The 26,350-nt window shown below is 33.5% G+C and carries 24 protein-coding genes and 1 tRNA gene; 9 read left to right on the top strand and 16 right to left on the bottom strand.

Going from position 1 to position 26,350, the window contains the following annotated elements; translation table 11 throughout:
- Positions 1–224 precede the first annotated feature (224 nt).
- Positions 225–1,442 carry an MDR family MFS transporter gene (locus ACJJV4_RS14850; RefSeq protein ID WP_405295827.1) on the top strand — a complete coding sequence of 406 codons (1,218 nt, stop codon included), beginning with the start codon at positions 225–227 and terminating at the stop codon, positions 1,440–1,442.
- Positions 1,439–1,816 (top strand): VOC family protein, encoded by a 378-nt coding sequence (locus ACJJV4_RS14845; protein WP_405295825.1) that lies wholly within the window; start codon positions 1,439–1,441, stop codon positions 1,814–1,816. The genes ACJJV4_RS14850 and ACJJV4_RS14845 overlap by 4 nt, the downstream gene beginning before the upstream one ends.
- Here the strand turns inward: ACJJV4_RS14845 and ACJJV4_RS14840 are convergent.
- Positions 1,813–2,253 carry an Lrp/AsnC family transcriptional regulator gene (locus ACJJV4_RS14840; RefSeq protein ID WP_405295823.1) on the bottom strand — a complete coding sequence of 147 codons (441 nt, stop codon included), beginning with the start codon at positions 2,251–2,253 and terminating at the stop codon, positions 1,813–1,815. The two genes, ACJJV4_RS14845 and ACJJV4_RS14840, sit on opposite strands and share 4 nt — an antisense overlap.
- A gap of 123 nt (positions 2,254–2,376) precedes the next feature.
- Between ACJJV4_RS14840 and ACJJV4_RS14835 the strand changes: the two genes are divergently transcribed.
- Positions 2,377–2,772, top strand: coding sequence for a hypothetical protein (locus tag ACJJV4_RS14835; RefSeq protein ID WP_405295821.1), 396 nt, complete (start codon positions 2,377–2,379; stop codon positions 2,770–2,772).
- A gap of 69 nt (positions 2,773–2,841) precedes the next feature.
- Positions 2,842–2,927: transfer RNA gene (locus ACJJV4_RS14830), tRNA-Leu, on the top strand.
- A gap of 23 nt (positions 2,928–2,950) precedes the next feature.
- Here the strand turns inward: ACJJV4_RS14830 and ACJJV4_RS14825 are convergent.
- Both ACJJV4_RS14825 and sucC read right to left on the bottom strand, forming a co-directional pair.
- Positions 2,951–3,913, bottom strand: a complete 963-nt coding sequence (locus ACJJV4_RS14825; protein ID WP_405295819.1) for a D-2-hydroxyacid dehydrogenase — start codon at positions 3,911–3,913, stop codon at positions 2,951–2,953.
- A 147-nt stretch (positions 3,914–4,060) separates the two neighbouring features.
- Positions 4,061–5,251 (bottom strand): ADP-forming succinate--CoA ligase subunit beta, encoded by a 1,191-nt coding sequence (gene sucC / locus ACJJV4_RS14820; RefSeq protein ID WP_405295817.1) that lies wholly within the window; start codon positions 5,249–5,251, stop codon positions 4,061–4,063.
- 194 nt (positions 5,252–5,445) lie between these two features.
- Between sucC and lysA the strand changes: the two genes are divergently transcribed.
- Together lysA and ACJJV4_RS14810 are read left to right on the top strand one after the other, a co-directional pair.
- On the top strand, positions 5,446–6,681 hold the full coding sequence (gene lysA, locus ACJJV4_RS14815; protein WP_405296548.1) for a diaminopimelate decarboxylase: 1,236 nt from the start codon (positions 5,446–5,448) through the stop codon (positions 6,679–6,681).
- Between the two features lie 135 nt (positions 6,682–6,816).
- Positions 6,817–7,755 carry a sterol desaturase family protein gene (locus ACJJV4_RS14810; RefSeq protein WP_405295815.1) on the top strand — a complete coding sequence of 313 codons (939 nt, stop codon included), beginning with the start codon at positions 6,817–6,819 and terminating at the stop codon, positions 7,753–7,755.
- A gap of 38 nt (positions 7,756–7,793) precedes the next feature.
- Here ACJJV4_RS14810 and ACJJV4_RS14805 read toward each other — a convergent pair whose 3' ends face one another.
- The 5 genes from ACJJV4_RS14805 to ACJJV4_RS14785 form a co-directional block, all read right to left on the bottom strand.
- A complete protein-coding gene (locus tag ACJJV4_RS14805) occupies positions 7,794–8,801 on the bottom strand; it encodes a T9SS type A sorting domain-containing protein (RefSeq protein ID WP_405295813.1) in 1,008 nt (335 codons plus the stop codon).
- 173 nt (positions 8,802–8,974) lie between these two features.
- Positions 8,975–9,526 carry a hypothetical protein gene (locus ACJJV4_RS14800; RefSeq protein WP_405295811.1) on the bottom strand — a complete coding sequence of 184 codons (552 nt, stop codon included), beginning with the start codon at positions 9,524–9,526 and terminating at the stop codon, positions 8,975–8,977.
- Between the two features lie 3 nt (positions 9,527–9,529).
- Positions 9,530–9,997 carry a type II secretion system protein GspG gene (locus ACJJV4_RS14795; protein ID WP_405295809.1) on the bottom strand — a complete coding sequence of 156 codons (468 nt, stop codon included), beginning with the start codon at positions 9,995–9,997 and terminating at the stop codon, positions 9,530–9,532.
- Complete coding sequence (locus ACJJV4_RS14790) at positions 9,998–11,410, bottom strand: M20/M25/M40 family metallo-hydrolase (protein WP_405295807.1); 1,413 nt, start codon at positions 11,408–11,410, stop codon at positions 9,998–10,000.
- Positions 11,411–11,611: 201 nt separating this feature from the next.
- Positions 11,612–12,478, bottom strand: coding sequence for a PPK2 family polyphosphate kinase (locus ACJJV4_RS14785; RefSeq protein ID WP_405295805.1), 867 nt, complete (start codon positions 12,476–12,478; stop codon positions 11,612–11,614).
- A gap of 203 nt (positions 12,479–12,681) precedes the next feature.
- On the opposite strand from ACJJV4_RS14785, the gene ACJJV4_RS14780 reads away from it, so the two are divergent.
- The 3 genes from ACJJV4_RS14780 (at position 12,682) to ACJJV4_RS14770 (ending at position 15,869) form a co-directional block, all read left to right on the top strand.
- Entirely contained in the window at positions 12,682–13,437 is a 756-nt protein-coding gene (locus ACJJV4_RS14780; RefSeq protein WP_405295803.1) for a hypothetical protein, read from the top strand.
- Positions 13,438–13,638: 201 nt separating this feature from the next.
- Complete coding sequence (locus tag ACJJV4_RS14775; protein ID WP_405295801.1) at positions 13,639–15,291, top strand: M1 family metallopeptidase; 1,653 nt, start codon at positions 13,639–13,641, stop codon at positions 15,289–15,291.
- Positions 15,291–15,869, top strand: coding sequence for a YdeI family protein (locus tag ACJJV4_RS14770; protein WP_405295799.1), 579 nt, complete (start codon positions 15,291–15,293; stop codon positions 15,867–15,869). Before ACJJV4_RS14775 ends, ACJJV4_RS14770 begins: the two co-directional genes overlap by 1 nt.
- A 14-nt stretch (positions 15,870–15,883) precedes the next feature.
- On the opposite strand, the gene ACJJV4_RS14765 is transcribed toward ACJJV4_RS14770, so the two are convergent.
- The 8 genes from ACJJV4_RS14765 to ACJJV4_RS14730 all read right to left on the bottom strand — a co-directional run bounded on the left by ACJJV4_RS14765 (position 15,884) and on the right by ACJJV4_RS14730 (position 26,256).
- Positions 15,884–17,164, bottom strand: a complete 1,281-nt coding sequence (locus ACJJV4_RS14765; RefSeq protein ID WP_405295797.1) for a glycosyltransferase — start codon at positions 17,162–17,164, stop codon at positions 15,884–15,886.
- Between the two features lie 19 nt (positions 17,165–17,183).
- Positions 17,184–19,271 carry an HAD-IIB family hydrolase gene (locus ACJJV4_RS14760; protein WP_405295795.1) on the bottom strand — a complete coding sequence of 696 codons (2,088 nt, stop codon included), beginning with the start codon at positions 19,269–19,271 and terminating at the stop codon, positions 17,184–17,186.
- 259 nt (positions 19,272–19,530) lie between these two features.
- Positions 19,531–20,997: a magnesium chelatase gene (locus ACJJV4_RS14755; RefSeq protein WP_405295793.1), complete on the bottom strand. Its 1,467-nt coding sequence runs from the start codon at positions 20,995–20,997 to the stop codon at positions 19,531–19,533.
- 98 nt (positions 20,998–21,095) lie between these two features.
- Positions 21,096–22,220 carry a vWA domain-containing protein gene (locus tag ACJJV4_RS14750; protein WP_405295791.1) on the bottom strand — a complete coding sequence of 375 codons (1,125 nt, stop codon included), beginning with the start codon at positions 22,218–22,220 and terminating at the stop codon, positions 21,096–21,098.
- Between the two features lie 90 nt (positions 22,221–22,310).
- Positions 22,311–22,988 carry a Crp/Fnr family transcriptional regulator gene (locus tag ACJJV4_RS14745; RefSeq protein ID WP_405295789.1) on the bottom strand — a complete coding sequence of 226 codons (678 nt, stop codon included), beginning with the start codon at positions 22,986–22,988 and terminating at the stop codon, positions 22,311–22,313.
- A 50-nt stretch (positions 22,989–23,038) separates the two neighbouring features.
- Complete coding sequence (locus tag ACJJV4_RS14740) at positions 23,039–23,878, bottom strand: universal stress protein (RefSeq protein WP_405295787.1); 840 nt, start codon at positions 23,876–23,878, stop codon at positions 23,039–23,041.
- A gap of 86 nt (positions 23,879–23,964) precedes the next feature.
- Positions 23,965–25,014 (bottom strand): response regulator, encoded by a 1,050-nt coding sequence (locus tag ACJJV4_RS14735; RefSeq protein ID WP_405295785.1) that lies wholly within the window; start codon positions 25,012–25,014, stop codon positions 23,965–23,967.
- Positions 25,015–26,256: an ATP-binding protein gene (locus tag ACJJV4_RS14730; RefSeq protein WP_405295783.1), complete on the bottom strand. Its 1,242-nt coding sequence runs from the start codon at positions 26,254–26,256 to the stop codon at positions 25,015–25,017. It lies immediately after the preceding gene.
- Positions 26,257–26,350 lie beyond the last annotated feature (94 nt).

The raw sequence follows: 26,350 nt of genomic DNA, 5'->3' as shown, positions 1-26,350 counted from the left end.
TAATAATGCAAAGTAACATCACTATTTATAGAAAGTTATGGACCTCTCGTTGTAAGCGAACAGGTTGGACTTGCTCTATATTGTGATGATATAAATATATATTATTTTCAGTATTTAAAAAGTCCGACTACGAAGTCGGACTTTTTTATTTTCCAAAATTTAAAATTCTATCAAAAATATATTTTCCAAAAGTTGCTCTAACTAAGCAATTAAAATCAATAAAAATGAAAACGCTATTTAACAACTACATCAACACATTTAAAGGTTTATCGCACGAAGTATGGTGGCTTGCTCTAATTACGCTAATAAATAGAGCTGGCACCATGGTTATACCGTTTTTATCGCTTTATCTTACCGAAAATCTAGATTTCACATTAAAAGATGTTGGATGGATTATGAGCGCCTTTGGTCTTGGATCTGTTGTTGGTTCTTGGCTTGGTGGTCGATTAACCGATAAAATTGGCTACTACAAAGTTATGGTTAGAAGTTTAATTTCAACCGGGGTTTTATTTATTGCACTTCAATTCCTAAACACTTTCGTTGACTTTTGTATTGGAATATTTTTGGTTATGTTAGTTGCAGATATGTTTCGTCCAGCCATGTTTGTTGCACTTAGCGCATACAGTAAACCGGAGAACAAAACACGATCTGTAACCTTAATTAGACTTGCTATTAACCTTGGTTTTTCGGTTGGGCCAGCCGTTGGCGGTATAATTATTACCACACTAAGCTATCGTGGTTTATTTTGGGTAGATGGTATCACCTGTATTTTGGCAACTGGCTTACTTATTAAAGTATTACACCCTAAAAAAGCTAAAGTTTTAGATACAGTAAAAAACGATACCCCAAGCTCAGCCTATTACGATAAAGCATTTTTAATATTCTTAGTTGCCATGGTATTATTTGGTATCGTATTTTTACAATATTTTTCTACCATGCCTTTGTATTACAAAGATATCCACCGCTTAACAGAATTTGATATTGGAATTCTTTTAGGTTTGAATGGATTTGTTATTTTTTTACTAGAAATGCCTTTAATAAAATGGTTAGAGAACACTAATTTCACAAAGTCTGGTCTCATGGTTTTTGGTACAATAATGCTTGGCTTTAGTATTTTAGTTTTAAACCTTACATCATGGATTGGCATACTAATCATTGGTATGTTATTTATGAGTTTAGGAGAAATGATTACGTTTCCTTTTTCAAACGCCTTTGCACTAGATCGCGCTAAAAAAGGGAACCAAGGAGAATATATGGCCTTGTATTCCATAGCCTTTTCTATTGCTCATATCTTTGCTCACAACGCTGGTATGCATATGGTAGATGGTTTGGGTTTCGATAATACTTGGTACATTTTTACAATGCTAGCAGGCTTTTGTGTACTTTTATTATTCATTTTAAGTCAATATTTAAATACACAGAAAAAGAAAAGAGTGCTATGAATTTAAACCAAATAACCATACCCTCTATTAATGTTGAAAAAGCCGTAGAATTTTACACTATTTTGGGATTGAAGCTAATTGTAGATTCAATCCCAAGATATGTTCGTTTTGAATGCCCAGATGGCGATGCTACATTCTCAATACATCATGTAGAAGAATTACCCAAAGGATATGGTATAAACATTTATTTTGAAGACGAACATCTAGATAAATGGGTAGGGAAACTTCAGGAAAAAGGAATTATTTTTTCAGAATTACCAAATGATAAACCATGGCTGTGGCGCGAAGCACATTTGAAAGACCCTGACGGCAATAATATTATTTTATTCTATGCAGGAGAAAATAGAAAAAATCCGGCTTGGCGCATAAATTAAACGGGCTTAATTTCTTTTTGCTTAATAACCCGTGATAAAACAATTTGCGTTTTAGATTCACCATAACTTATTAACTGATCTATGAAGGTCTCTAAATGCTTATTGTTTTTTAAAACAACCTCCATAACAATATTTTCATCACCAGTAATACGGTAACAATTTATAACCTCGTCGTAAGTTTTAACCTTATCTAAAAACGGTTTTAATTTCCCCATAAAAGCGCGAAGTGTAATAATGGCTTTAAACTGATATCCCATTTCAAAAGGAGAAACTATAGCTTTATAATCCTCAATAATACCAAGATCTTCCATTTTTTTAATACGCTCCGAAACTGCTGGTGAAGTTATACCAACTTGTCTGCCAATTTCAGCGTTAGACATGCGCGCATTTTGCTGTAAACACTTTAATATCTTTACATTAAGTACATCTAACTTCATTTGAAAGAATTTTAACTATAATAAATTAATATTTAAAGCAAATATACCTTTTTACTTTAAAATCTAAAGATAAAAATGATTTCTTGTTGGTAAATTTGATAAAATTGCTAGAGAGAATAAAAAATGAAATCTAATACCCCATCAAATCTATCGGAATTACCGGTTTATAAGAAAGCCATAGAGATTTTGTCCTTGTCTCAAAGTATTTCTATGTACTTAAATGATGATTTATCGAGTTTAAAAGCTGATGGCTCAGAGGATGAAAACATATATTTTTCTGGAGATATTATTCAGCAATCTGTATCACTAGTTCCAGAAATTGTAAATGCAGAATTAGAACGCTATTCTGAAAGAAAGTATAAGCATATTGCATCTTTAAGACGATTAACGAATATGCTTTACACAAACTCATATCGCTTAGAAAAATCGAACAGTAATGGGAAAGACTTTTTACCCATTCTACGAAGCGAATTAAGAAAATTCAAGAAACTTCAACGCAGTTGGTTACTTACTTTGTAATTATTTGCTTTTTATATTTTTAGTTCACAAAGACATCATTATATTTACGCCCGATTTAAAACCTCAAATGCGCACGTGGCGGAATTGGTAGACGCGCTGGCTTGAGGGGCCAGTATCCGTTTTAGGATGTGGAAGTTCGAATCTTCTCGTGCGCACTTTATTATTACTACCTAAATACTTAACTCACTACATGAGTTGGTTTTCCTTCTAAAAAAGCTTCAATATTATCTGCCGTTGTTTGCATTAATCGTGCCCTAGCCTCTTTTGATGCCCAAGCAATATGTGGCGTAATAATACAATTTTTAGCATTTAACAAAGGGTTATCTGCTTTTATAGGCTCACTAGAAACAACATCTACAGCCGCTCCAGCTAGTTCATTGTTGTTAAGAGCATTTTTTAAATCTTCTTCTACAATTAAACCACCTCGAGAGGTATTTATCAAGAACGCACTATCTTTCATTTTAGAAATAGAATCCGAATTTATTAATCCTTCTGTGCTTTCGGTTAGCGGGCAATGTAAACTCACAAAGTCCGATTGTTTAAGCAACTCATCTAATTCAACATATTTTAAAGTTTCCGATTCCAATCGTAAATCCTGACTTCGATTATAAGCCAAAATATTTAATCCAAAAGCTTGCGCCATTTTTGCTGTAGCCTGCCCTATTCTTCCAAAACCTATTATACCTAAGGTTTTACCTGACAGTTCTATAAGTGGTGAATTCCAAAAACAAAAATCTTTAGACTTCGTCCAATCGCCGTTTTTAACGGCTTTATTATGATCGCCAACATGATGGCACAATTCTAAAATAAGCGCCATAGTAAACTGCCCTACAGCCTGTGTACCATAAACCGGAACATTAGACACTACAACACCTAAATCTTTAGCAGCCGCAATATCAATAACATTGTATCCTGTAGCCAAAACACCAATATATTTAAGCTTTGGCGCTTTCTCTAAAACCGCTTTTGGCAAAGGTGTTTTATTAGTAAGAACTATTTCTGCCTCTCCTATATATTTAATAATAGTGTCATGATCGAAAGCTGTTCTATCATGCACTTCTAAATCGCCAAAGGCTTCAACTGCTTTCCAACTTAAATCTCCTGGGTTTAATGTGTAACCGTCTAGAACCACTATTTTCATATCTTTTTGCTCTTAATTCCTTTCAAAAATCATTCTACTATAAAACTATAAGAAAATTATAATAACAGCAACTATTTCAAAATATATCACAAAAAAAAAGAGTAACGCCTAGACGTTACTCTTTTAAATATAAAATGTAGTAAAAGCTTAAGCCAATACTTCTTGAACTTTATCTGCAGCTTCTTGAAATTCTGTAGCACTCATTACTGCTAAACCAGAATTATCAATTAATTCTTTTGCAATATCAGCATTGGTACCTTGTAAACGTACAATAATTGGTACGTTAATAGTTCCCATGTTTTTATAAGCATCAATAACACCTTGAGCAACACGATCACAACGAACAATACCTCCAAAGATGTTAATTAAAATAGCTTTTACAGCCGGATCTTTTAATATAATTTTAAATGCAGCTTCAACACGTGCAGCATCTGCAGTACCACCAACATCTAAAAAGTTAGCTGGCTCACCACCTGCTTGCTTAATTAAATCCATAGTTGCCATTGCTAAACCAGCACCGTTTACCATACAACCAACGTTTCCGTCTAAGTCTACATAGTTAAGGCCTAGTTCTCCAGCTTCTACTTCAATAGCGCTTTCTTCACGTACATCACGTAAATCAACATAGTTTTTATGTCTGTAAAGTGCATTATCATCAATAGTTACTTTGGCATCTACTGCCATTATTAAATTATCACTTGTTTTTAAAACAGGATTAATTTCAAATAGAGAAGAATCAGATTTTACATAAGCAGTGTAAAGATTCGTAACAAATTTAGTCATTTCTTTAAACGCTAAACCAGATAACCCTAAGTTAAATGCTACGCGTCTTGCCTGAAATGGTAATAAACCTGTATTTGGGTCTATTTCTTCAGTAAAAATTAAATGTGGCGTTTCTTCTGCAACAGTTTCAATATCCATTCCACCTTCCGTAGAATACATAATCATGTTACGACCTGTACCTCTATTTAATAAAACAGATACATAAAATTCGCTAGTTTCAGTTTCACCTGGATAGTAAACATCTTCAGCAACTAAAACCTGGTGTACTCTTTTACCAGCAGCAGACGTTTGAGGTGTTACTAAGTCCATCCCAATAATTTGTCCTGCAATTTCTTCAACTTCTTTAAGGTTTTTGGCTAATTTTACTCCGCCACCTTTTCCACGACCACCTGCATGAACTTGTGCTTTAATCACGTGCCAGCTTGTTCCCGTTTCCGAAGTTAATTGTTTTGCGGCAGCAACTGCCTCCTGTGCATTTTGAGCAACCATACCACGTTGGATACGTACACCAAAACTGCTTAATATTTCTTTACCTTGATATTCGTGTAAATTCATAATCTGCTTGATAATTTTAAGTGCAACAAATGTAAATAATCGTTGGTAATTACACTAATTATTTTATGCGGAAATTATCATTTATCTATTTTTCAGTGTTAATTATTTAACAAAATGTTTAATTTGTATAATTTTTACTTTATTTATTTTTTATTGAAGCAAAAAAAATATCTTTGACAAAAATTATAAAAACCATGCAAGAGAGTCAATTGCTTAAAATTGCCAACGAATTTGGCAGCCCTGTATATGTTTATGATGGTCATAAAATTGAGAACCAGTATAAACGCTTAACTAGTGCTTTTAAAAATGTAAAAAAGTTAAAACTTAATTATGCGGTAAAAGCATTATCAAACATTTCTGTTTTAAAGCTTTTACATAGTTTAGGCTCTGGTATTGATACCGTTTCCATACAAGAGGTGCAATTAGGTTTGGCTGCTGGTTTTAAGCCTGAGCAAATTATTTTTACACCAAACGGAGTTTCTTTAAATGAAATTGAAGAAGCTGCTACATTAGGGGTTAAGATAAACATTGACAACCTTTCTATTTTAGAGCAGTTTGGTGCAAAACACCCAAACACACCGGTTTGTATTAGAATAAACCCGCATGTTATGGCTGGTGGAAATGCAAATATTTCTGTTGGACATATTGATTCTAAATTCGGAATATCAATTCACCAAATACCTCATATTTTACGTATTGTTGAAAATACCAAAATGAATATCAACGGTATCCATATGCACACCGGAAGTGATATTTTGGATATTGAAGTATTCCTTTATGCAAGTGAAATTTTGTTTGAAACTGCAAAACAATTTGATAATTTAGAATTTATCGATTTTGGTTCTGGCTTTAAAGTGCCATACAAACCAGGAGATATTGAAACTAATATTGAAGAATTAGGCAAAAAACTTTCAAAAAGGTTCAACGATTTCTGTAAAGATTACGGTAAAGAATTAACATTAGCTTTTGAGCCAGGTAAATTTTTGGTAAGCGAATCTGGTTACTTTTTAGCGCAAGTAAATGCAGTAAAACAAACCACATCAACTGTATTTGCACAGGTAGATTCTGGATTCAATCATTTAATTCGTCCAATGTTTTACGGATCGCATCATGAAATTAGTAACATTTCTAACTTAAAAGGTCGTGAGCGTTTCTACACCGTAGTAGGTTACATTTGTGAAACCGATACTTTTGGAAATAACAGAAGAATAAACGAAATAAACGAAGGTGATATTTTAGCCTTTAAAAATGCCGGTGCATATTGCTTCTCTATGGCGAGCAATTATAACTCACGTTTGCGCCCTGCGGAAGTTTTATGGTATAATGAAAAAGCACATTTAATTAGAAAAAGAGAAACTTTTGATGATATTTTACACAACCAAATAGCTGTCGATTTTTCTGAACAAAAAGAAACTGTAGCTACGAAGTAAGTTACTTTTTATAAAATTTTAAATCCGTTTTGAGGTAAATTTATCTTAAAACGGATTTTTTTATTCAAAAAAACTATTTTTATCAAGGTTTTCGAGCAAAATCACGCTATTTTTGGAGACAACAAATATTTTTTAATGGATTTTACAAACCCTTTAGTATATGGAGTTCCTTGTTTTTTAGGACTCATATTATTAGAACTCTCATACAGTAAGCATCGTAAAGAAGAACGAAGTCAAAAATTATACAACTGGAAAGATTTAGCGGCCAGCCTTACTATGGGTATTGGTTCTGCGGTATTAGCACCACTTACAAAAACCATAGCAGCTATTGTTCTTTTTAACTATGTATACGAAATTTTCAATCCTTTAGTAGATGGCGTACGCACCAATATTATGGGTTACGAATCATTTGGATACGCTTGGTACATCTGGATAATTTGTCAATTGCTAGACGATTTTAGTTATTATTGGTTCCACCGCCAAAACCATAACGTTCGTTTTTTATGGGCGGCTCACATCGTGCACCACTCATCAGATAATTTCAACTTAGGCACGGCTGTAAGAAACGGTTGGTTTACTATTTTATACAAACCATTTTTCTATATGTGGATTGTTGCTATTGGATTTCCACCAGAAATGTTAGTAGTTTGTTTAGGTATTGAAGCCCTTTGGCAGTTTCAGTTACATTCTGTTTATATTCCTAAAATGGGATTTATCGAAAAATTCATGAATACACATACCATGCACCAGGTACATCATGCTCAAAACTTTGAGTACATGGATAAAAACCATGGTGGATTTTTAAATATTTTTGATAAAATATTTGGTACTTGGAAAGAACTAGATGAAAATATAGAAATAAAATATGGTGTTACACATGCTCCCAACTCATATAATCCGTTGGTGATATTAACACACGAATACAAAGATATCTGGAACGACATGAAAAAGTCTAAAAACTGGTATCATAAATTTATGTATGCGTTTGCTGCTCCTGGCTGGAGCCATGATGGAAGTTCGCTTACCATTAAGCAACAAAGAAAACTATTAGAAAAACAAAACCTGAAAATTTAATTTTCAGGTTTTGTTTTTTATATAAGATTTTACTAATCTTACTGCTTTACAAATTTTCGAGAAAACACACCTTTATCTGTAGCAATATTTGCAATGTATAATCCAGATTGCAACTGATCTACAACTAATTTTCTTTGGTTAGTTTTTGAATTTAAAACCTGACGCCCTGAAAGATCTATTATAGAAACAGATTCAATTTCTGCTTGAATTTCTATATTTAACTCATTTTTTACTGGGTTAGGTAAAATAGAAAATTCTACTTGACTTAAAGTTTGATCGTTTAAACCAAGGGTACTAGTTACTAAGCTTTCAGCTGTTTCAAAAGTTTCATTATCAAAGAAATCACTCGAAATATCTATACGAGTTGTTCTAAAAACTAAATCTCCATTATCCTTATAGTAATAATAAGATGTTTGCACTAAATCTGCAACCTGAATCGGGAATGGAAACGGATCAACAATCATATATAAATCTAAATCTTGTACAAGATTCAGTCGAGTAACTCCTCCTGTAAAATTCTCACCTGTTAAACCACTTATATTTACGTTTAATGTTCCTTGAGCATCTACACTTCTACTCATAGTACCGCTAAATGTTCCATTGTTACCGCCAAAAGAAAAACTTCCTGCTATATTGTCTGGATTAGGATTATAGGCATAGGCTAAGGGAAAACTTCCTATTTCTCCTTTATCTGTATAGACAAGATTTACTCCGTTGCTCTCAGCACCAGTAAATGAAATATCTGCACCACTTTTTTCTAAAAAGATTTTACTTACTTGGGTAGTACCAGCATTAGTATTTATAACAGCTGTAGAGCCTGGATAGCTAGCTATTGCCGCATCTGTTGTTGAATATTCATCTGATGTATTTTGATTGTCATAAGTAACATTAAAAGTCCATGTAGCATTTGCCCCTGTTGCACTTTGATCTGTTGGCGCGCTTACAACGGCATACTCAGAACCTGTTGCACTCTCAAAAGTAGGGATAGATGTTTGGGAATACCCCAAACTCGTAACGAGTAATAATAAAAGTAATTTCGATTTCATAATAATAATTTATAGGATTAATTGTCCCACAAACTTACAAAAAACGCTCTCCCCTAAATCGATGAAAAATAGCGTTTCATAGAAATTATAAATTATTATTTTTCTTTTAAAAAAATCTCTTTTATTATCAATTTTAAACTGAATATTTGAATAATTTCACTAAAAACAGTCGATTAATCGCGAACTTTACCACTAAGTAAACCTACTTTCGAATTAAATGGATTGCCCGAAGCCCGGCGAAGTGTTACTAATTGCCCACAATGCCAAATAGCATCGGAAATCGGTCCGTTTATCATATTCCAAAACGGAAGTTGTGTTGTATCAAATTCAGAGAGGTTATCACTTTCTCTTAGAATATCGGAAGCTTTTTTTAAATTAAATAATGTTTCGCTTCTTTGATCTTCGAATGACACCTTTTTCTCAACTGATTTTTTACTTTCTTTTGAAATTGAATTTATAATAAATTGAGACAAACCTAATATATGGTGAATTGTTTCTCCACTAGATCTACCAGAATCACTTGCCTTATACTCCAAATCTACATCGCGTAAACCTTCGCTCGCCCAATAATAGCGAAACCCCAAAGCATCTATCATTCTGGCAGCGACATTTCCTGCTGTATAATTTTGAGTTGGCTCTTCTAGTTCGTAATATGGTAATTCTCTATTTTGTGCCATAGCAACTCCGTTTATTGTTATTAGTAAAACAAGAAGTTTAAATTTCATAGTTTATTTATTGTGTTTAATATCATCGCTTGTATCTAATTCACCATCACTCCCTAAAGATTGTAGTTTAAATTCTGTTCCGTTATTAAGAGGTTTATAATGAAACTTTTGTTTCCACGAATCGAATATTACATTTTGTCTCAACGGATTATTCCTAACAACATCACCAATTTTTTCCGGATATCGACCTATATCTTGTTTTTCTTTTTCTAGTATTTTTGCTAATTCTACTATTTTACTACGTGTAAAATCTTGATTAGAATCTTTAAATAGTAGTACCCCTGAGATTAATAGTATTAAGGAAAAAGGAAAAACGATTAATCCTATTTTTTGAGAAGGATAAAGCATGAACTTTTTAGGAAGTCCATGCTCTTTTTCAAATTTGCGCCTTTTTCTATTTTTAAACCAAAATTTAACATCCTCAAAACAGAGTAATAAGTTGGCTATTAATTCTGCTAAAGATAGACCCATTTATTTTTTAATATTTCCTGAGGTATTTATCGGGTTAATCCCATACTTATCAAATAAGTAAACCAAAGACGTCATTGTTGCCGCTCCTAATTCTAACTCACGTTTATTAATAGCATCGAAAGTATCATTACTTGCATGGTGATGATCGAAATAGCGCTGAGAATCTGGCCTTAATCCTGCCAATACATTGGTTTCTGTTTTTAACGGACCAACATCTGCACCACTACCACCTTTTTCAAAATAATGAATTAAATACGGCTTAAATAATGATTCCCAACTTAAAACTTGGCTAAAACTAGCATCGGAACAATCGAAACTAAAACCTCTAGGTGTAAACCCTCCAGAGTCGCTCTCTAAAGCAAATACATGATTTTCATTTTTTTGTTTAGCAACTTCTGCATATTTTTTTCCGCCACGTAGGCCATTCTCTTCATTCATAAAAAGCACCACTCTTATGCTACGTTTTGGTGTAATTCCAGATTCTTTTAACAATCGTAAAACATCCATAGATTGAACAACTCCTGCCCCATCATCGTGAGATCCATCTCCTAAATCCCATGAATCTAAATGCCCACCAACGACCATATATTCATTTGGAAATTCACTTCCCGTAATTTGCCCAATTACATTATAAGACTGTACGTCTTTTAACTGCTTACAACTTTGTTTAAAATAGAATTTTATATCACTTTTAAGCTGTAACATGGTGCTTAATAAATTAGCATCGTTAGTGCTTATTGCTGCCGATGGAATACGTTGATCTACTGGCAAATCTCCGTAAGTCATGCTACCGGTATGCGGTAAATCGTCTTGACGTAAATTCATAGAACGAACAATTACTGCTATTGCTCCATATTTAGCAGCTTCTACAGCTCCTTTATAGCGCTGGTTTACACAACCTCCATACGCCTCGAAGGTGCTAATTAAATCGGCTTGCATAGGACGATTATAAAACACTATTTTACCTTCAACTTTAGCTTTACCTAAAGCTTCTAATTCTTTAAAATCTTTTACCTCAACAACATTAGCTTTTAAACCAAGTCCTGGCGTTGCTACAGAGCCACCTAGTGCGCAAATATTTACGGTGTTAGTTTTACCGCGCTCGGTTTCTATAAAAGCATACTCTTTTGCTCCACGAACCCAACGTGGCACCATTACGGGTTGCAACCAAACTTTATCTAAACCTAACTTATCGAGCTCTTCTTTGGTGTATGCTACCGCTCTTTCTGCTCCTAATGACCCAGATAAACGACTACCTATTTGATTTGAAAGGTGATTTAACCACTCGTAACTTTGTCCGTTTGTTAAAGATTGTTTGTAAATGGTTTTAAGAACATCTTCGTCGGTTTGGGCAACTAGTGCCATAGAACTTAAAGTTATAGCTATTGCTAAAACTCTTTTTAATTTTATCATTAGTAATATGGATTAGGTATTAAATGGATTCGTTATTTTTTGCTAAAGATAGTATTTCAGTAAAATAGAGCTTGGTTGAAAATTATAACTTTATGTTAATTAACCAGCCTAAATCGCGTTAACGATTGAACGGCCTGTTTAAGCTCCCCGACCAACGGAAGGGAGCGAGTAGTGAAAGCGTGTTAAAACGCCCAAAATCAATTACTCGTTATCGAGCTGTGCTTTATAACTCTCTAAATTCGCTTTAATTTTATCGTTTAATTCGGGTTCTGTAATATCGGTATATTTAATTAGCGTATCGTGTAAAATTTTTGCAACAAGAAGACGCGCTGTCGGTTTATCATCGGCAGGAATAGTATACCATGGTGCATGTGGCTTGGAGGTTCTGTTTATGGCATCTTGATAGCAATCTTGATATTGATCCCAAAGTTTACGTTCTTTTAGGTCGTCTGGTGAGAATTTCCAATTTTTTTCTGGTTTATCCAAACGGCGAAGTAATCGACTTTTTTGCTCTTCTTTAGATAGGTTTAAAAAGAACTTGAATATTATAGTACCATTGTCTGCCAAATGCTTTTCGAAGTTATTTATTTGCTCGAAACGTTTATCCCAAAAGGCTTCATTTACATCGTCTACGCTTTCGATTCCAGGAATATTTTCACCTAAAATATATTCTGGATGTACTCTGGTTACCAATACATTTTCGTAATGTGTGCGATTAAAAACTCCAAATTTACCACGTTGTGGAAGCACTAAATAGTGACGCCATAAATAGTCGTGACCACGCTCCAAATCGGTTGGCACTTTAAAACTATGACATTCTATACCGCGCACGTTAAATTCTTTAAAAACTTCGCGAACTAAACTGTCTTTCCCAGATGTATCTATACCTTGTAAACATACTAAAACGGCGTGTTTATCGTGTGCATACATAATGTTTTGCCACTCACCTAGTTTTTTACGAATACTCTTAAGCTCGCTTTTAGCATCGTCTATTACAAATTTAGTTTCTGAGTTTTTGAGGGTAATTGGAGATTTTACCTTGTATTTATCGATTTTAATATCTTTCATATTATAATGTTGCGGAAATTAATTTCTATAAATATAATAAACAATTTATTAAACGACTTACTAAGCGAATTTAGAAATAGTGTATACCTCGAATTTTAAGGACAAAACCAACAATTATCTGTGTTTTCGACAAACTGCACACTCGACCAAATTGTTTTTAATACATTAGCCCATCCAAATCCCCCTTTAAATACCTACTTATTATGAAAACTCTTTTACTCCTACCTATTTTATTTTTAACATACACCATGCACAGTCAAGGCAATTGCGAAGATGCAAGTGCTTACTTAATAAATTCCTACTCGCATGTTAAAGATGCTTACGACTCTAACAACATTAGCCATTTACAATACTACTCTAACCGCTCGGTAGAATCTATAAAACTATCTAAGCAAAATTTAGCCGATTGTAATTGTGAAAAAGCGCTTGATTTAGCTAACCAGGTTTCAGATTTATTAGTTCAGGTAGAATCTGTAACGACTAATGAAGATGGGCGATTTTATGTAAAACGTGCCAGAGATTTAAGCAAACAGAGCGTTATTGAAATTGATAAATGCGCCTACAACAATGCTAATAATATTGAAGTTGTAGAAACGCCAACCGAAAACAATGCCTTAGCCAATTTGCAAAAAGAACAAGAACAGCTAAAGCAACAACAAGCCGCGTTAAAACTAAAGGAAGCCGAAATTAAGAAGAAGTTAGCAGCGCAAAAAATAGAAGCTTTAAACTTGGAAAAGAAACAGCTTATAAGCGAATATAAACTCGCTATTAGCACAACGGCTAAACTATACAACGACAATTTAAAACTGTGCAGTAGCAACAATACTTTGAAAATAATGGCTAATGCTGATAAAGACTTATCTCAAGACAGTGTAGATGCTATTAATACCTATTATATTTCGAATCTTAAGAAATTAGCTTCAGATTACATGACGCAGTTAGATTTGTGTGTAAACTAAACCTATTTTTCTAACATTAAAAACACAGCGCTTCGAATTGATTTTTGAAGCGTTTTTTTTATAGTCTGATTTAAAATATTTTAGAAAAAAAATCTAGATTTAATCTATTCTACGTAGTTCTAGAATATATTTGCTTTCAGTGTTAAAAAATAATACTATTGTATAAGCGCAAAACATATTAATAAACAAATACCAAAAAACATGTTTATTCAGAAAATTAAATGGTCCGTTTACATCTTGATATTTCTATTTTCCATATCATCATTTTCGCAAGAATTATTGCAAGAGAAATATAATTTCACAAAACAAGATACACTACGCGGAAGTATTACTCCAGAGCGCGCATGGTGGGATTTAACCTATTATCATTTAGATATAAAAGTAGATCCAGAGCATAAGTTTATTTCCGGAAAAAACACGATTCAATACAAAGTACTAAAAGCAGATTCGGTAATGCAAATTGATTTGCAATCGCCTTTAAAAATCACTAAAGTTATTCAAGATCATGTAGAACTTGAAGTTATAAACGATGGAAATGCGCATTTTATAAAACTTAAAGAAAATCAAACTTTAAACACCTTGAAAAGTTTAGATGTATATTATGAAGGTAATCCCAGAGAAGCCGTTAATGCGCCTTGGGATGGTGGAATTTCGTGGAAAAAAGATGATAATGGTAATGATTTTATTGCATCATCTTGCCAAGGTTTGGGAGCTAGCGTTTGGTGGCCATGCAAAGACCATATGTACGACGAGGTAGACAGTATGCTTATTAGTGTAAATGTTCCTAAAGATTTAATAAATGTATCTAACGGAAGGCTCAGACTTGTAGAACGTATTGGAGATACTCAAACTTATAGTTGGTTTGTAAAAAACCCCATTAATAATTATGGAGTAAACATAAACATTGGTGATTATGCTCATTTTTCTGAAGTTTACGATGGTCAAGGTGGAAATTTAGACATGGATTATTATGTTTTAAAATACAACCTACAAAAAGCTAAAGAACAATTTAAAGATGCGCCCAAAATGATGAAAGCCTTTGAGCATTGGTTTGGACAATATCCATTTTATGTTGATGGATATAAACTGGTGGAAGCACCTTATTTAGGTATGGAACACCAAAGCTCGGTAACTTATGGTAACAAATATAAAAACGGCTATTTAGGAAGTGATTTATCTGGAACTGGTTGGGGTTTAAAATTTGATTTTATTATTATTCACGAATCGGGACACGAATGGTTTGCTAACAATATTACGAATAAAGACATTGCAGACATGTGGATTCATGAAAGTTTTACTGCTTATTCCGAAAGCTTATTTTTAGATTATTACTACGGAAAACAAGCTTCCTCAGAATATGTAATTGGTACACGCAGAAGTATTAAAAACGACCGCCCAATTATTGGTAACTACAACGTAAACCACGAGGGCTCTGGAGATATGTACTATAAAGGAGCCAATATGTTGCATACATTACGCCAACTTATTGAAGATGACGAAAAATGGAGACAGATATTGCGAAAAATGAATGTTACTTTCTATCACCAAACCGTAACAACTGAACAAATTGAAGATTATCTATCTAAAGAAGCCGGAATTGATTTAACTGCTTTTTTTGATCAATACTTAAGATCTGTAAAAATCCCTACCTTAGAATATTCCATAGATAAAAAAGTATTAAAATACCAATGGACAAATAATGTTTCAGGTTTTGATATGCCCGTTGAAGTTAAAATAAATGAAGAAATATTATGGTTGGAGCCAACTGATGAGTTGAAAACATTAGAATTTAATTCTAAAATTTCAACCTTTGAAGTCGTTAAAGATTTCTATGTTGAAACATCTAAATTATAATGCTTTTGGAAATTCCTGAACTTTATTTTAAAACAGATATAGAATGGCGTGAATGGTTACATAAAAACCACAAAGATTTTAAAGGTGTCTATTTAATATTTTACAAAATTGAAAACGAAGAAGTTTCCATGCGGTGGGAAGAAGCCGTAAAAGTTGCTATTTGCTACGGCTGGATAGATTCTACAGTAAAAAGTTTGGGAGACGGAAAACGCCGCCAATATTACTCTCCAAGAAACCATAAGAGCGTTTGGAGCGCCTTAAACAAAAAATACATTAAAACCCTTACTCAAGAAGGTTTAATACATCAATCTGGATTAGACATTATAAACATTAGTAAGCAGAACGGTAGCTGGAGCGCACTCGATTCTGTTGAAAAAGGTATTATACCAAAAGCTCTAAAACAGGCTTTTGACGAAAACCTTGAGGCTTTTAAAAACTACCAAAACTTTGCACCTTCATATAAAAAGCATTATTTATTTTGGCTACACAGCGCTAAACGTGAAGCTACAAAACAAAAACGCATAACCGAAATTATTCGATTATGCGCTAATAATATCAAAAGTAGAGATACTTGGTAAATTAAGGATCTCTATTAATAAAATAGATTGGACTCCATGGTGTTTTGACTAATTGAGCTTGTAAATACTTGCAACATGCGCTTTGCAATACCCGTCCATCCAAAATTACGTCTAGCAAAACGAGCACCTTCCACAGATAGCTCATTTCGCATTTTAGGATACAATAAAGGCATAGCCATCATAGCACCAAATTCGGTAGGTCTATGTGGGTCTGCAAATAATGCTTGATTTCCAAAATCAATTAAATCGTATAAACCACCATGCACAGTTACCACACTTGGTGTTCCGCAAGCCATAGCTTCAATAGCCACCATACCAAAAGGCTCATATCGAGAAGGCATCACAAAAATATTGGCTGCTCGATATACATTAGCTAAATCTTCATCAGCAATATAATTTTTCCAAGTTATTTTATCTAAAACGCCTAGTTCCTTGGCTAGCTTTTTTAACCCCGCAACACCTTTATCATCTTGCTCAGATTGGTCGCCACCAATAGCCGCAACTAATCGGGCTTCTGGACAAAGTTCAAAAACAGTGGGGAGCGCTCTAATTAGTAAATCGTAACCTTTATTATGCGCCATTCTACCTAAAGCCAAAATATCGGTAGGTTGTATATCGTATTTGGCTCTAATTTTATCATTCTCTTTGGAAGGCACTGGATAAAAACGATTTTCATCAATACCAGGAGGAATCATGGTACAGTTCTTAGAAAGCACATCGTATTGCTGGGTTAACAAATCCACTTGCGGTAATGTGGTTGCCACAATATGGTTACACATTTGGTAAACAAAATATTCTTTTCTGATACGCTCTTTAAAACGATAAGTTTTTTCCATTTCCTTCTCGTCCATATCGCTTCCCATGCTGTGCTGTTTCCACCAACCTAAAGAATGTGGTGTATGCACGTGAGATATACCTAATTCTTCTGCTATTTTTTGGCCTGCCCAACCGGCATCCCAGTAATGGGAATAAACCACATCATATTTTTTATTCTCTTTCTTTATTGCCGCTAAAGTATTTGTTACAAACGCTTTAAGATGGTCGTGCATATCTTCTTTCCTAATGAATTTTTTACCTCCAAAAGGAATTCGCCAAACACTATAATTTTCGTGAACATTATCATACTCTGGTTGATCTTCGAATTGACGTGTTACCAAATCTACTCGCTTACCTAAACGACTAAAACGTTCGGCAAGTTCTAAAACATAAACTACTTGGCCTCCTGTATCGGGTTTACCAAGTTCAGGATTAGCTCCTACATATCCATGTAAAGAGATCATTAATATTGATTTCATAGTTTTATAGTTTATTAAATTATTTCTTAATTATTTTTAAATCGTGACAAGCTGAAATGTATTGCGCCGCAGACCAAGCCTGATAAGCTTTCCCCATCGCTTTACCTGTTATACCATGTGCCCACTCATTAAACTCCCATTCATCATTTAAACCTTCCTTATTTATTAAAGCGAGTTTATGTAATTCGGAAATAGCCATATCTCTAAAACCAAGCTTTCCAATAAATTTCACCCAAAAACCACCTACAAATGGCCAAATACCTCCGTTGTGATAATGGTTTGGTAAATTCAATAAATTAACGGTGTAATAGGGTTTCCAATCGGGATCTCCTGGTGTTACAACCGGATACACATTAGATACCGGAAAAGGATCGTTAACGCCAACACCTAACATAAATTTAAAGGTTTGATGTGCTTTTTCAGCATCGACTGTACCAAACAAAAAGGCGAGCACGTTTCCGAAAACATCGCAACGCCAACTAAAGTCGAATGGTGTAGTTTGCTGAATTAAATAAGGCGTATCTCCTAGTGTAAACTGGCGCTCTGCGAATGATACCGTTTGAAATAATTTTTGCTGTGTAGATGGCCAGAAATTCTGTAAAATTTCCTTTTTAATCACTTGAGACCATCGTATGTATTCTCCAGCTTCATCATAATCACCGAGCATTTCTAACATTCTGCCATAGCATACATTAGAGCGATACCAAAGAATTTCATCATATAAAATATTGTAACTTCCACCAAATAAATCGGTCCAATCTCCTGCTTCAGGTATTTCTAATAAAGCATCATTATTACTATCATGAGCACCAAGCCAACGCATGGTTTCTTTAATATCACCAATATATTTACGTAAAAACTTAATATCTTTTGTGACGTTTACATATTCGTAAAATGCAATTACAACCCATATTCCGCTATCTATAGAGCAAATACCGCCTACTCCGGAATAATCGGGTTGATTATCTTTTAAACGCACATTAGAAGGGATCTGTCCGTTTCTAGAGCTATTCTCGATTAATGTCACCAAAGTCTGCCGTTGACATTTATGTATGTCTTCATCATCAACCAAAGCCAAAGAGCCAATTACGGTAATAGCTCCATCTCTAGCCCAAACACTGTGGTAGTTTTCATCGGTGCCGTGGGTGATATTATCTTCAATAGAACAAGCCGAAAAACCAAGAGGTGTAATATTCTTCTTTAGAGCTACAACAGCCTTCTCATAACCTTCTAAAATAAGGTCTAATTTTTCCTTATCGTCCTCAGAGGCAATACTATTTAATTCTTGCTGAATAATATAATCTTCTGTGTGGTCTGTATGGCTTTCTACAATCGCCTCTTCTGGTAAAACACCATAATAAACTAAGCCCTCTATCACTCCATCGCCACAATCTTTTTCTGCATGATAAATTTGACGGTATTTAGTGTATTTATAAAGTTCTTCGTGTGCATTAGCTACAACAATCCCCTTAATACCTTCCATATCGAACATAGCGGAATCATTACCACTATCTCCAGCCACTAAGGCATTAGCTGTTTTTAAGTTTAGCTTCTTTAAAAGCCACTGTAAAGCATTCCCCTTGTTTGCCCATTTTGGCAAAATATCTAAAAATTGTTCTTGAGAATACACCACATTAATATCCATATTGGCTTTAACAAAGGTGTTTTCTATTTCTGTAATAACACCATCTGTGGCGTTGTGAAAATAATAACTACGTTTATATGCGTGTTGATATTTACTTGGTTGCTCGTTTATAGGGCCATCAATATTTTGTATAATATCTTCAACTAGCTTTAGATCCCAACCATCATCTAAAACGTCGTTAAACTCTTTTACTACACATTTTTTATTGTAATCATAGATATGAGTACCTACACCAGAAATTATGTAATCTGGCTCGGGCAATATTCCCTTTTCTATTAAATGAATAACATCATCAACTAAACGCCCTGTATTGTATGCTAATAAAACATCTTGCTTTGGCTTGTGCGCTTTCCATACTTTTCGAAAGTTACTTTTATGAGTATTAAAATCTATAAGCGTGTTATCTATATCAAAAGACAATAGATTGATATCATGTTGAATTTCACTACTAGGTTTTTCCATAAAATCTTTAAAATTTATCGATTATTTTCAATTTTCACTCTATTTTGAGTAGAAAATAGAGCTTTTTAGGCGAAAATCCAAAGAAAACGAATTAATACAAAAGTGTTTTCTATATATAGGAAAGAGAAGGTAAATGACTACGAAATCTTAAAAACACTACTGTAAATTTTAAGTATATGATAATTGGAAAACCAAAAAAAGCGATAAGAAAATGATTTTCTTATCGCTTTTTTTATTTAAAAACTTATTAATTTTCTTTTTAAATACCACTTATAAAACTTCCGTAAGGATCTTTAAATTGAGTGCCTTCAGAAAAACGCTGTTTACTTAATAATTTAAACTCTACCAATGCCCAAAGCACAAACTCTTTCATAAAATAAGAGTCTTCTTTCTTTAAATGGGGTTGGTATTCCCCAAGTAAATCATCTAGCGGAGAAATAGCTTCTAGCAAGTTCTTATAATCTTTATTGTTTAAATTATCTAACAACTCAAAACCTTCTTTTTGATTAAAAAACCATGAAACAATATCATCATAAGGACTTTCTTCATCTTGTTTTTGAAGCTTCCCTATTTTCGGGAAAAACTCTTCAAACATGCTTTTTACAGCTTCACCAATTAAACTGTAAGCCACCACAGCAGCTCCTTCTTGCTCTCCTTCATAAACTAATTCGACTTTACCAGTAATAGCCGGAATAATACCAGAAAAATCGCTTAAACGCACCATAGTAGTATCATCACCACAAACTAAAGCACGTCTTTCGGCTGTACTTAATAAGTTCTCGAATGCTGTAATGCTTAACCTTGCACTCACACCACTTTTGGCATCTATATACTCACTATCGCGAGCTTCAAAAACAATTTGTTCCAATAAATCTTTTGCAAAATCGGGCACCTCTACTGTACTCTTTTGACCTTCAACTAAATTAGATTCTTGCTCAGTAATACGCCTAGCCGTTTCTATATCTTCTGGGTAATGTGTTAATATTTGCGACCCAATTCTATCCTTTAAAGGTGTTACAATACTACCTCTGTTAGTATAATCTTCTGGGTTTGCAGTAAATAAAAACTGAATATCTAAAGGTAACCTCAACTTAAAACCTCTAATTTGAATATCACCTTCTTGTAAAATATTAAACAAGGCTACCTGTATTCTCGCTTGCAAATCGGGAAGTTCATTAATTACAAAAATACAACGATTTGCACGAGGTATCATACCATAATGAATTACACGATCATCGGCATAACTTAATTTTAAATTTGCCGCTTTTATTGGATCCACATCTCCTATAATATCAGCAACTGTAACATCTGGTGTTGCTAATTTTTCTGCAAACCTTTCACTTCTATGTAACCAAGAGATGGGTGTATTATCGCCTTGTTCTTTGATTAATTCCACAGCAAATCTTGAGATAGGTTGTAATGGATCGTCATTAATTTCCGAACCTGAAACAAACGGGATATATTCATCTAACAAATTAAGCATTAAACGCGCTAATCGTGTTTTTGCTTGTCCGCGTAATCCTAATAAATTAATATTGTGTCGAGATAAAATAGCACGCTCTAACTCAGGAATCACAGTGTTTTCATAACCATGTACTCCTTCGAAAGTGGTTTCTTTATTTTTTATTTTTAAGATTAAATTATCACGTAATTCATCTTTTATAGATTTGCTTTGGTAGCCCGCTTTTTTAAGTTCGCCTAATGTATTTATATTTTCTATTTTCATATCTTATATTTACAAAAGAGACTATAGAATTGAGAAAAAAGAGCCTACATAGCTGTCAATAATTCTCTATTTTTTACCTCTTTATTCTTTTAACTTTTTTATCCTTTAATACGCTTTTTTCTATTGGTTTCGTAATCTTCAAAAATCATTTCACCTAATCCTTTTAAACCGGTATAAAACGCTTTCCCTTGGTTAGCCTTTGTAAATTCTTGAACAAACTGCATTAAATAGTTATCCTGAGCAATCATAAAGGTTGTGATAGGAATATGCAATCGCCTTGCTTGCTGTGCCATGGCGTAGCATTTATTTACAATATGGGTATCTAAGCCATTACTGTTTTTATAATATTGACCATCGGGTAAACGCAAACAACTTGGCTTCCCGTCGGTAATCATAAAAATTTGTTTATTGGTGTTTCGTTTTCTTCGGAGTAAGTCCATAGCTAACTGCAAACCAGCAACGGTATTTGTGTGATATGGTCCTACTTTTAAATAGGGTAAATCTTTAATTTCTATTTGCCAAGCATCGTTACCAAAAACCAAAATATCGAGTGTGTCTTTTGGGTAACGCGTAGTAATTAATTCGGCTAAAGCCATAGCTACTTTTTTAGCAGGTGTAATTCTATCTTCACCATACAAAATCATACTGTGACTAATATCAATCATGAGCACTGTACTCATTTGGGCCTTATGCATAGTTTCTTCAACAACCAAATCATCTTCCGATAAGGTAAAATTTGAAATACCATGATTTATTTGCGCGTTCCTTAAACTCTCTGTCATCGATACTTTATCTAGAGCATCTCCAAACTGATAGTTTCTAAAATCGCCAGTATGCTCATCACCTATACCCTGACCTTTACTTTTATGGTTACCTTGCCCACTGCGCTTTATATTACCAAAAATTTGATCTAAAGCTTGTTGCCTAATAGCGCGTTCGGTTTTTGCTGTAATAGCCATACCGCCATTACCATCGAGATCTATTTCTTCTTTTATATAACCCTTCTTTTTAAGGTCTTCAATAAAATCGTCTATAGTATATTCTGCAGTTGTTAATGTATATTCCTTATCGAGTTCGCGCAACCAGCTTATAGCTTCGTCGAAATCGCCTGAAGTATGGGTAATTAATTCTTTAAAAATATCGAATAACTTATCGAATGGAGATTGATAAGGTGCTTCGTAAGTTTTAAAAATGAAACCTTTTCTTGATGTATTTTTAGTCATAACACTATAAAAATACTCAATTTTAAATCAAAAAAGTAATATGTGATAATCGGAATTATCTATGGGAAGCATGAATACGGTTATACTACCTTATTCTACGCGTTTTAAGCCTGCCAAATCTTCAATTTTAATGTATTTCCCTTTTGTAGAAATAAGGTTTTCTTTTTTTAGTTGAGAAATAATACGAATAGCAGACTCTGTTGCCGTGCCCACAATATTCGCATAATCTTCACGCGACAACAAAATGCTTAACGTGCCATCGGTGTTTTCGCCAAAACTGCTGTGTAGGTAGATTAAAACATCGGCCAATCTTTTTCTAACCGTTTTTTGCGCCATGTTGACTATAATATCATCAGATTCTCGCAAATCTCTGGCCATAACCTTAAGCACATCAAACGAGAATTTAAGATTGTTTTGGAGATCTGCCATAATTTCATTTCGAGGAATAAAACAAACTTCCATATCGTTTAGTGCTACGGCTTGTAAATTTGAAACCTCCTCTGTTATTAAAGAGCGTTGCCCAAGCAACTGGCCTTTTACAACCATTTTCACTATTTGGTCTTTTCCGTTTTCACTTAGTTTAGATAACTTACAAATACCATCTCTAATACAATATACGCCGTTAATATTTTCTCCTTCTTCGAAAATCACTTCGCCTTTTTTAATTATTCTAGACGTTTTGCATCCCGAAATACGGATTAACTCATCTTTGGTTAAAGACTTCATTGAATTAAACTGCTTTATTATACATTGTTCACACTTCCCCATACCTATTTTAATGTTTTTACTTTGAAAAAATATTGATTGAAAACCCCATTTTAATGTAAAACTAAAAAAGGAACATCGGTATAATAACGCTTTTTAGGCGTTGTAGGGTGAAATAGAATTTTTTGAAAATAATTTAAATTTTTAGCCATCATGGCAATTAAATTAATATGTTTCTTCTCAACAAAATTCTGTACAGCATCTTCTATATGGTTATCTGTTAAAGAGTGAAAGCTATGCTCTTGGTTTGTAAAATAATCGTCTAGAAACTCTTTGTTTTTTTGTTGATCTTCATTTAACGCCGAACTGTTTTTATTGATATGAAGTGCCCTAACTGCTGCTTGGTTCGCCTCAATAATATCAGCCATGGGCTGTAATGTTTCTACATGATAGAAAAATGAAAAATCTGTTGGAAAGGCAATTTCTTTAGGGCTCACGTACTTTGCATTTTCAGGTACAACTAGTGTTGTACATTTTACTTTTGTGATTACATTACCTGTATTACTACCAACGGCTAAGTTATTCAACCCAGACTCGCCGCGTGTGCCCATTACTATAAAATCAATCTTTTTTTCTGTAACCTGTTTTCTAATAGAGTTAACAATATAATTATTATCCATAACCGGATAAAAACGGTGCTTAGAATTTAAATAAGGACTTTTAATAATGCGCTTTATAGTTTGCTGTAATAATTTTTTTGACGGACTTTTCACCACACTAGAAACCATGGTGCCATCTCCCGCAAGCACCTTTTCTTGGAACCTGGAAACCTCTAAATTGTCTACATGTAATATGTAAAAATTACACGACGACTTGCCGAAAAAACGTAAGGCATACTCTATGGCATTCCATGCGTTTTCAGAAAAATCTGTGGGTATTAAAATATTCTTCATGCCTATCTTCTTCTAGAAAACAAAAATAAAGGCAGGATGCTTAATGAAATATGACCAATATCATGAATGTGCCATATTAGGATATTTTAACGTACTTGTTGTAGTTTATCTAAATCTAAAATTTTAATATTTCTACCTTCAATATCAATAATACCGCTATCTTTAAAACTAGACAGTGTTCTAATTAAACTTTCGGTAGCTATCCCCGCAACACTAGCCAAATCGTTTCGCGAAATTCTAATGGTGTCTTGTGGATTTCTATTTAATTTTTCGGCAAACTTTAAAATAGTGTTTGCTGTTCTTTTTTTAACCGAGCTGTATGCCATTTGTAATAGGTGGTCTTTTACGTCGGTAAGGTTTTCTGTGAGTAATTGTATTAATTCTAAAGTAACCTGGTGGTTATTATTTAGTATTTCTTTTAGAGCACTTTTGGCAACACCTATTAAAACGGTTTCTTTTATTGCTGTTGTAGATTCTTGATAGGTTGTGTTTTCAATAAACGATGTATAACCAAACAAATCGTCTTCTTTATAAAGCGCCGTGGTTAAATCTTTTCCTTTTTCATCAAATTTATGAGACTTTACTAACCCTTGAGATATTAAATAAATATAATTGGAGTGCTGGCCTTCTTCATATATAATATCACCTTTAGCATATTTTGTTACCTCACCATTATCATCAAAAAAATTCTTTAAATCATTAAGCGTTCTTATTTCCGATTCATCAGAATCATCTTCTTTCTTATCTTGGTGCAAATCTTTTAAAATAGAAGCTTTGGCCAATCTACTCTCTATGGCACTAATAAGCTCGTCTTCTTCAAAAGGTTTTGTAATATAATCATCGGCACCTAAATCCATACCTCTTCTTACATCTCTACGTTCGGTTTTTGCAGATAAAAATATAAAAGGGATATGCTTAGTGCTTTCGTTTTTAGACAAAGCCTCTAAAACACCATAGCCATCGAGTTCCGGCATCATAATATCACACACTATAATATTTGGCAAATTTTTAATAGCCATTTCCACTCCTAATCTACCATTTGGAGCCGTTATCATATCATAATTAGATAGTTCTAATAATTCTGCTGTATTTTCTCTTAGAACAACATCATCTTCTATCAGTAATACTTTATTCATTTATTCCGCTTTATTTTTTAATACAATTGTAAATATACTCCCTTTATTCTCTTCACTCAAAAAACTTATAGTACCGCCTAAGTTTTCTAAATGACTTTTTACAATATTTAATCCAATACCAGTTCCTTGAACCAATAATACATTCTCTGCTCTAAAATAGCGATTAAATATACTTTTTTGATCTTTAAGAGGAATCCCCATACCGTTGTCTTTTATTTTGAACGTGGTATATGTTTCATCTTGGCTAATGTTAATATCTACAATGGTGTTTTCCGAAGAGTATTTAATAGCATTATTAACTAAGTTAGATAATGCTAGCTCCAAAATTTTCTCATCTTGGTGCATTGAATAATCGTCAATATTCTCTGGGTAATTAATTTTTTGCCCATCTTTTAAAAGCATATTGGCATTATACACCACCTCATTAACAACTTTACTTAATTTAAAAGTTGTTAATTTATAGTTCATTTTACCGGTTTCTAACTTCTCAATAGAAAGAAAATCGTTCAAAATATTATTTAGGTAATGTACCTTATCTGATATTGTTTTTATGTGCTTATCTCTTCGCTCCTGCTGCTCTGTTAACTTATATTTACTTAACAACATAGACGAGGTTAAAATACCACTCAACGGTGTTTTAAACTCATGAGAAACTAACGATAAAAATTTAGTTTTTAATTCGTTAAGCTCTTTTTCTTTTTTAAGGGCGTTACTAATTTTATTTTGAGCATCAATTCGTTTTTTTATTTCCTCATCACGCTCAAGGTTTACGCTTTTTAATTCTTTTACAATATTACTCAAGGCATCAGTACGCTGCTCTACCTTTTTTTCTAACTCCGTATTTAATTCCAATAATTCGAGTTCCTGCTTTTTTCTTATCGAAATATCGATAACTAGAGTCATAACAAAAGTTTCCCCTTCAATTTCTAAAGGATTTAAACCAGCTTCAACAGGAAATATGGTGCCATCTTTGCGTGATCCGTATAAATCTCTACCACGTCCCATTTTACGACTTTCCTTATTCTTCATAAACCCTTCAAAATGGGCGCCATGGTTCGCATGATATGTTTTCGGAATTAAAATACTAAGATCACTATTTAGAAGTTCTTTTTTAGTGTATCCAAACATATTCTCGGAAGACTTGTTTGAACCCACAATTTTTTGATTTTTATCTACAACTATAACACCTTCTGAAACAGCCTCAAAAAGCACATTAAAAACCCGTCCATTATTTTGAAACATTACTTAAATTGATTTTGAAACTTTACATGAAACACGAAAACAGAAAAAACAATAAAGACGGAATTAAGCTAATTATCTTAATTTCATGCTATCA

The organism is Algibacter sp. Ld11, from assembly GCF_045066735.1.
In the GTDB taxonomy this organism is placed as follows: Bacteria; Bacteroidota; Bacteroidia; order Flavobacteriales; family Flavobacteriaceae; genus Algibacter.
This window is presented reverse-complemented; position numbering and strand designations above follow the sequence as displayed.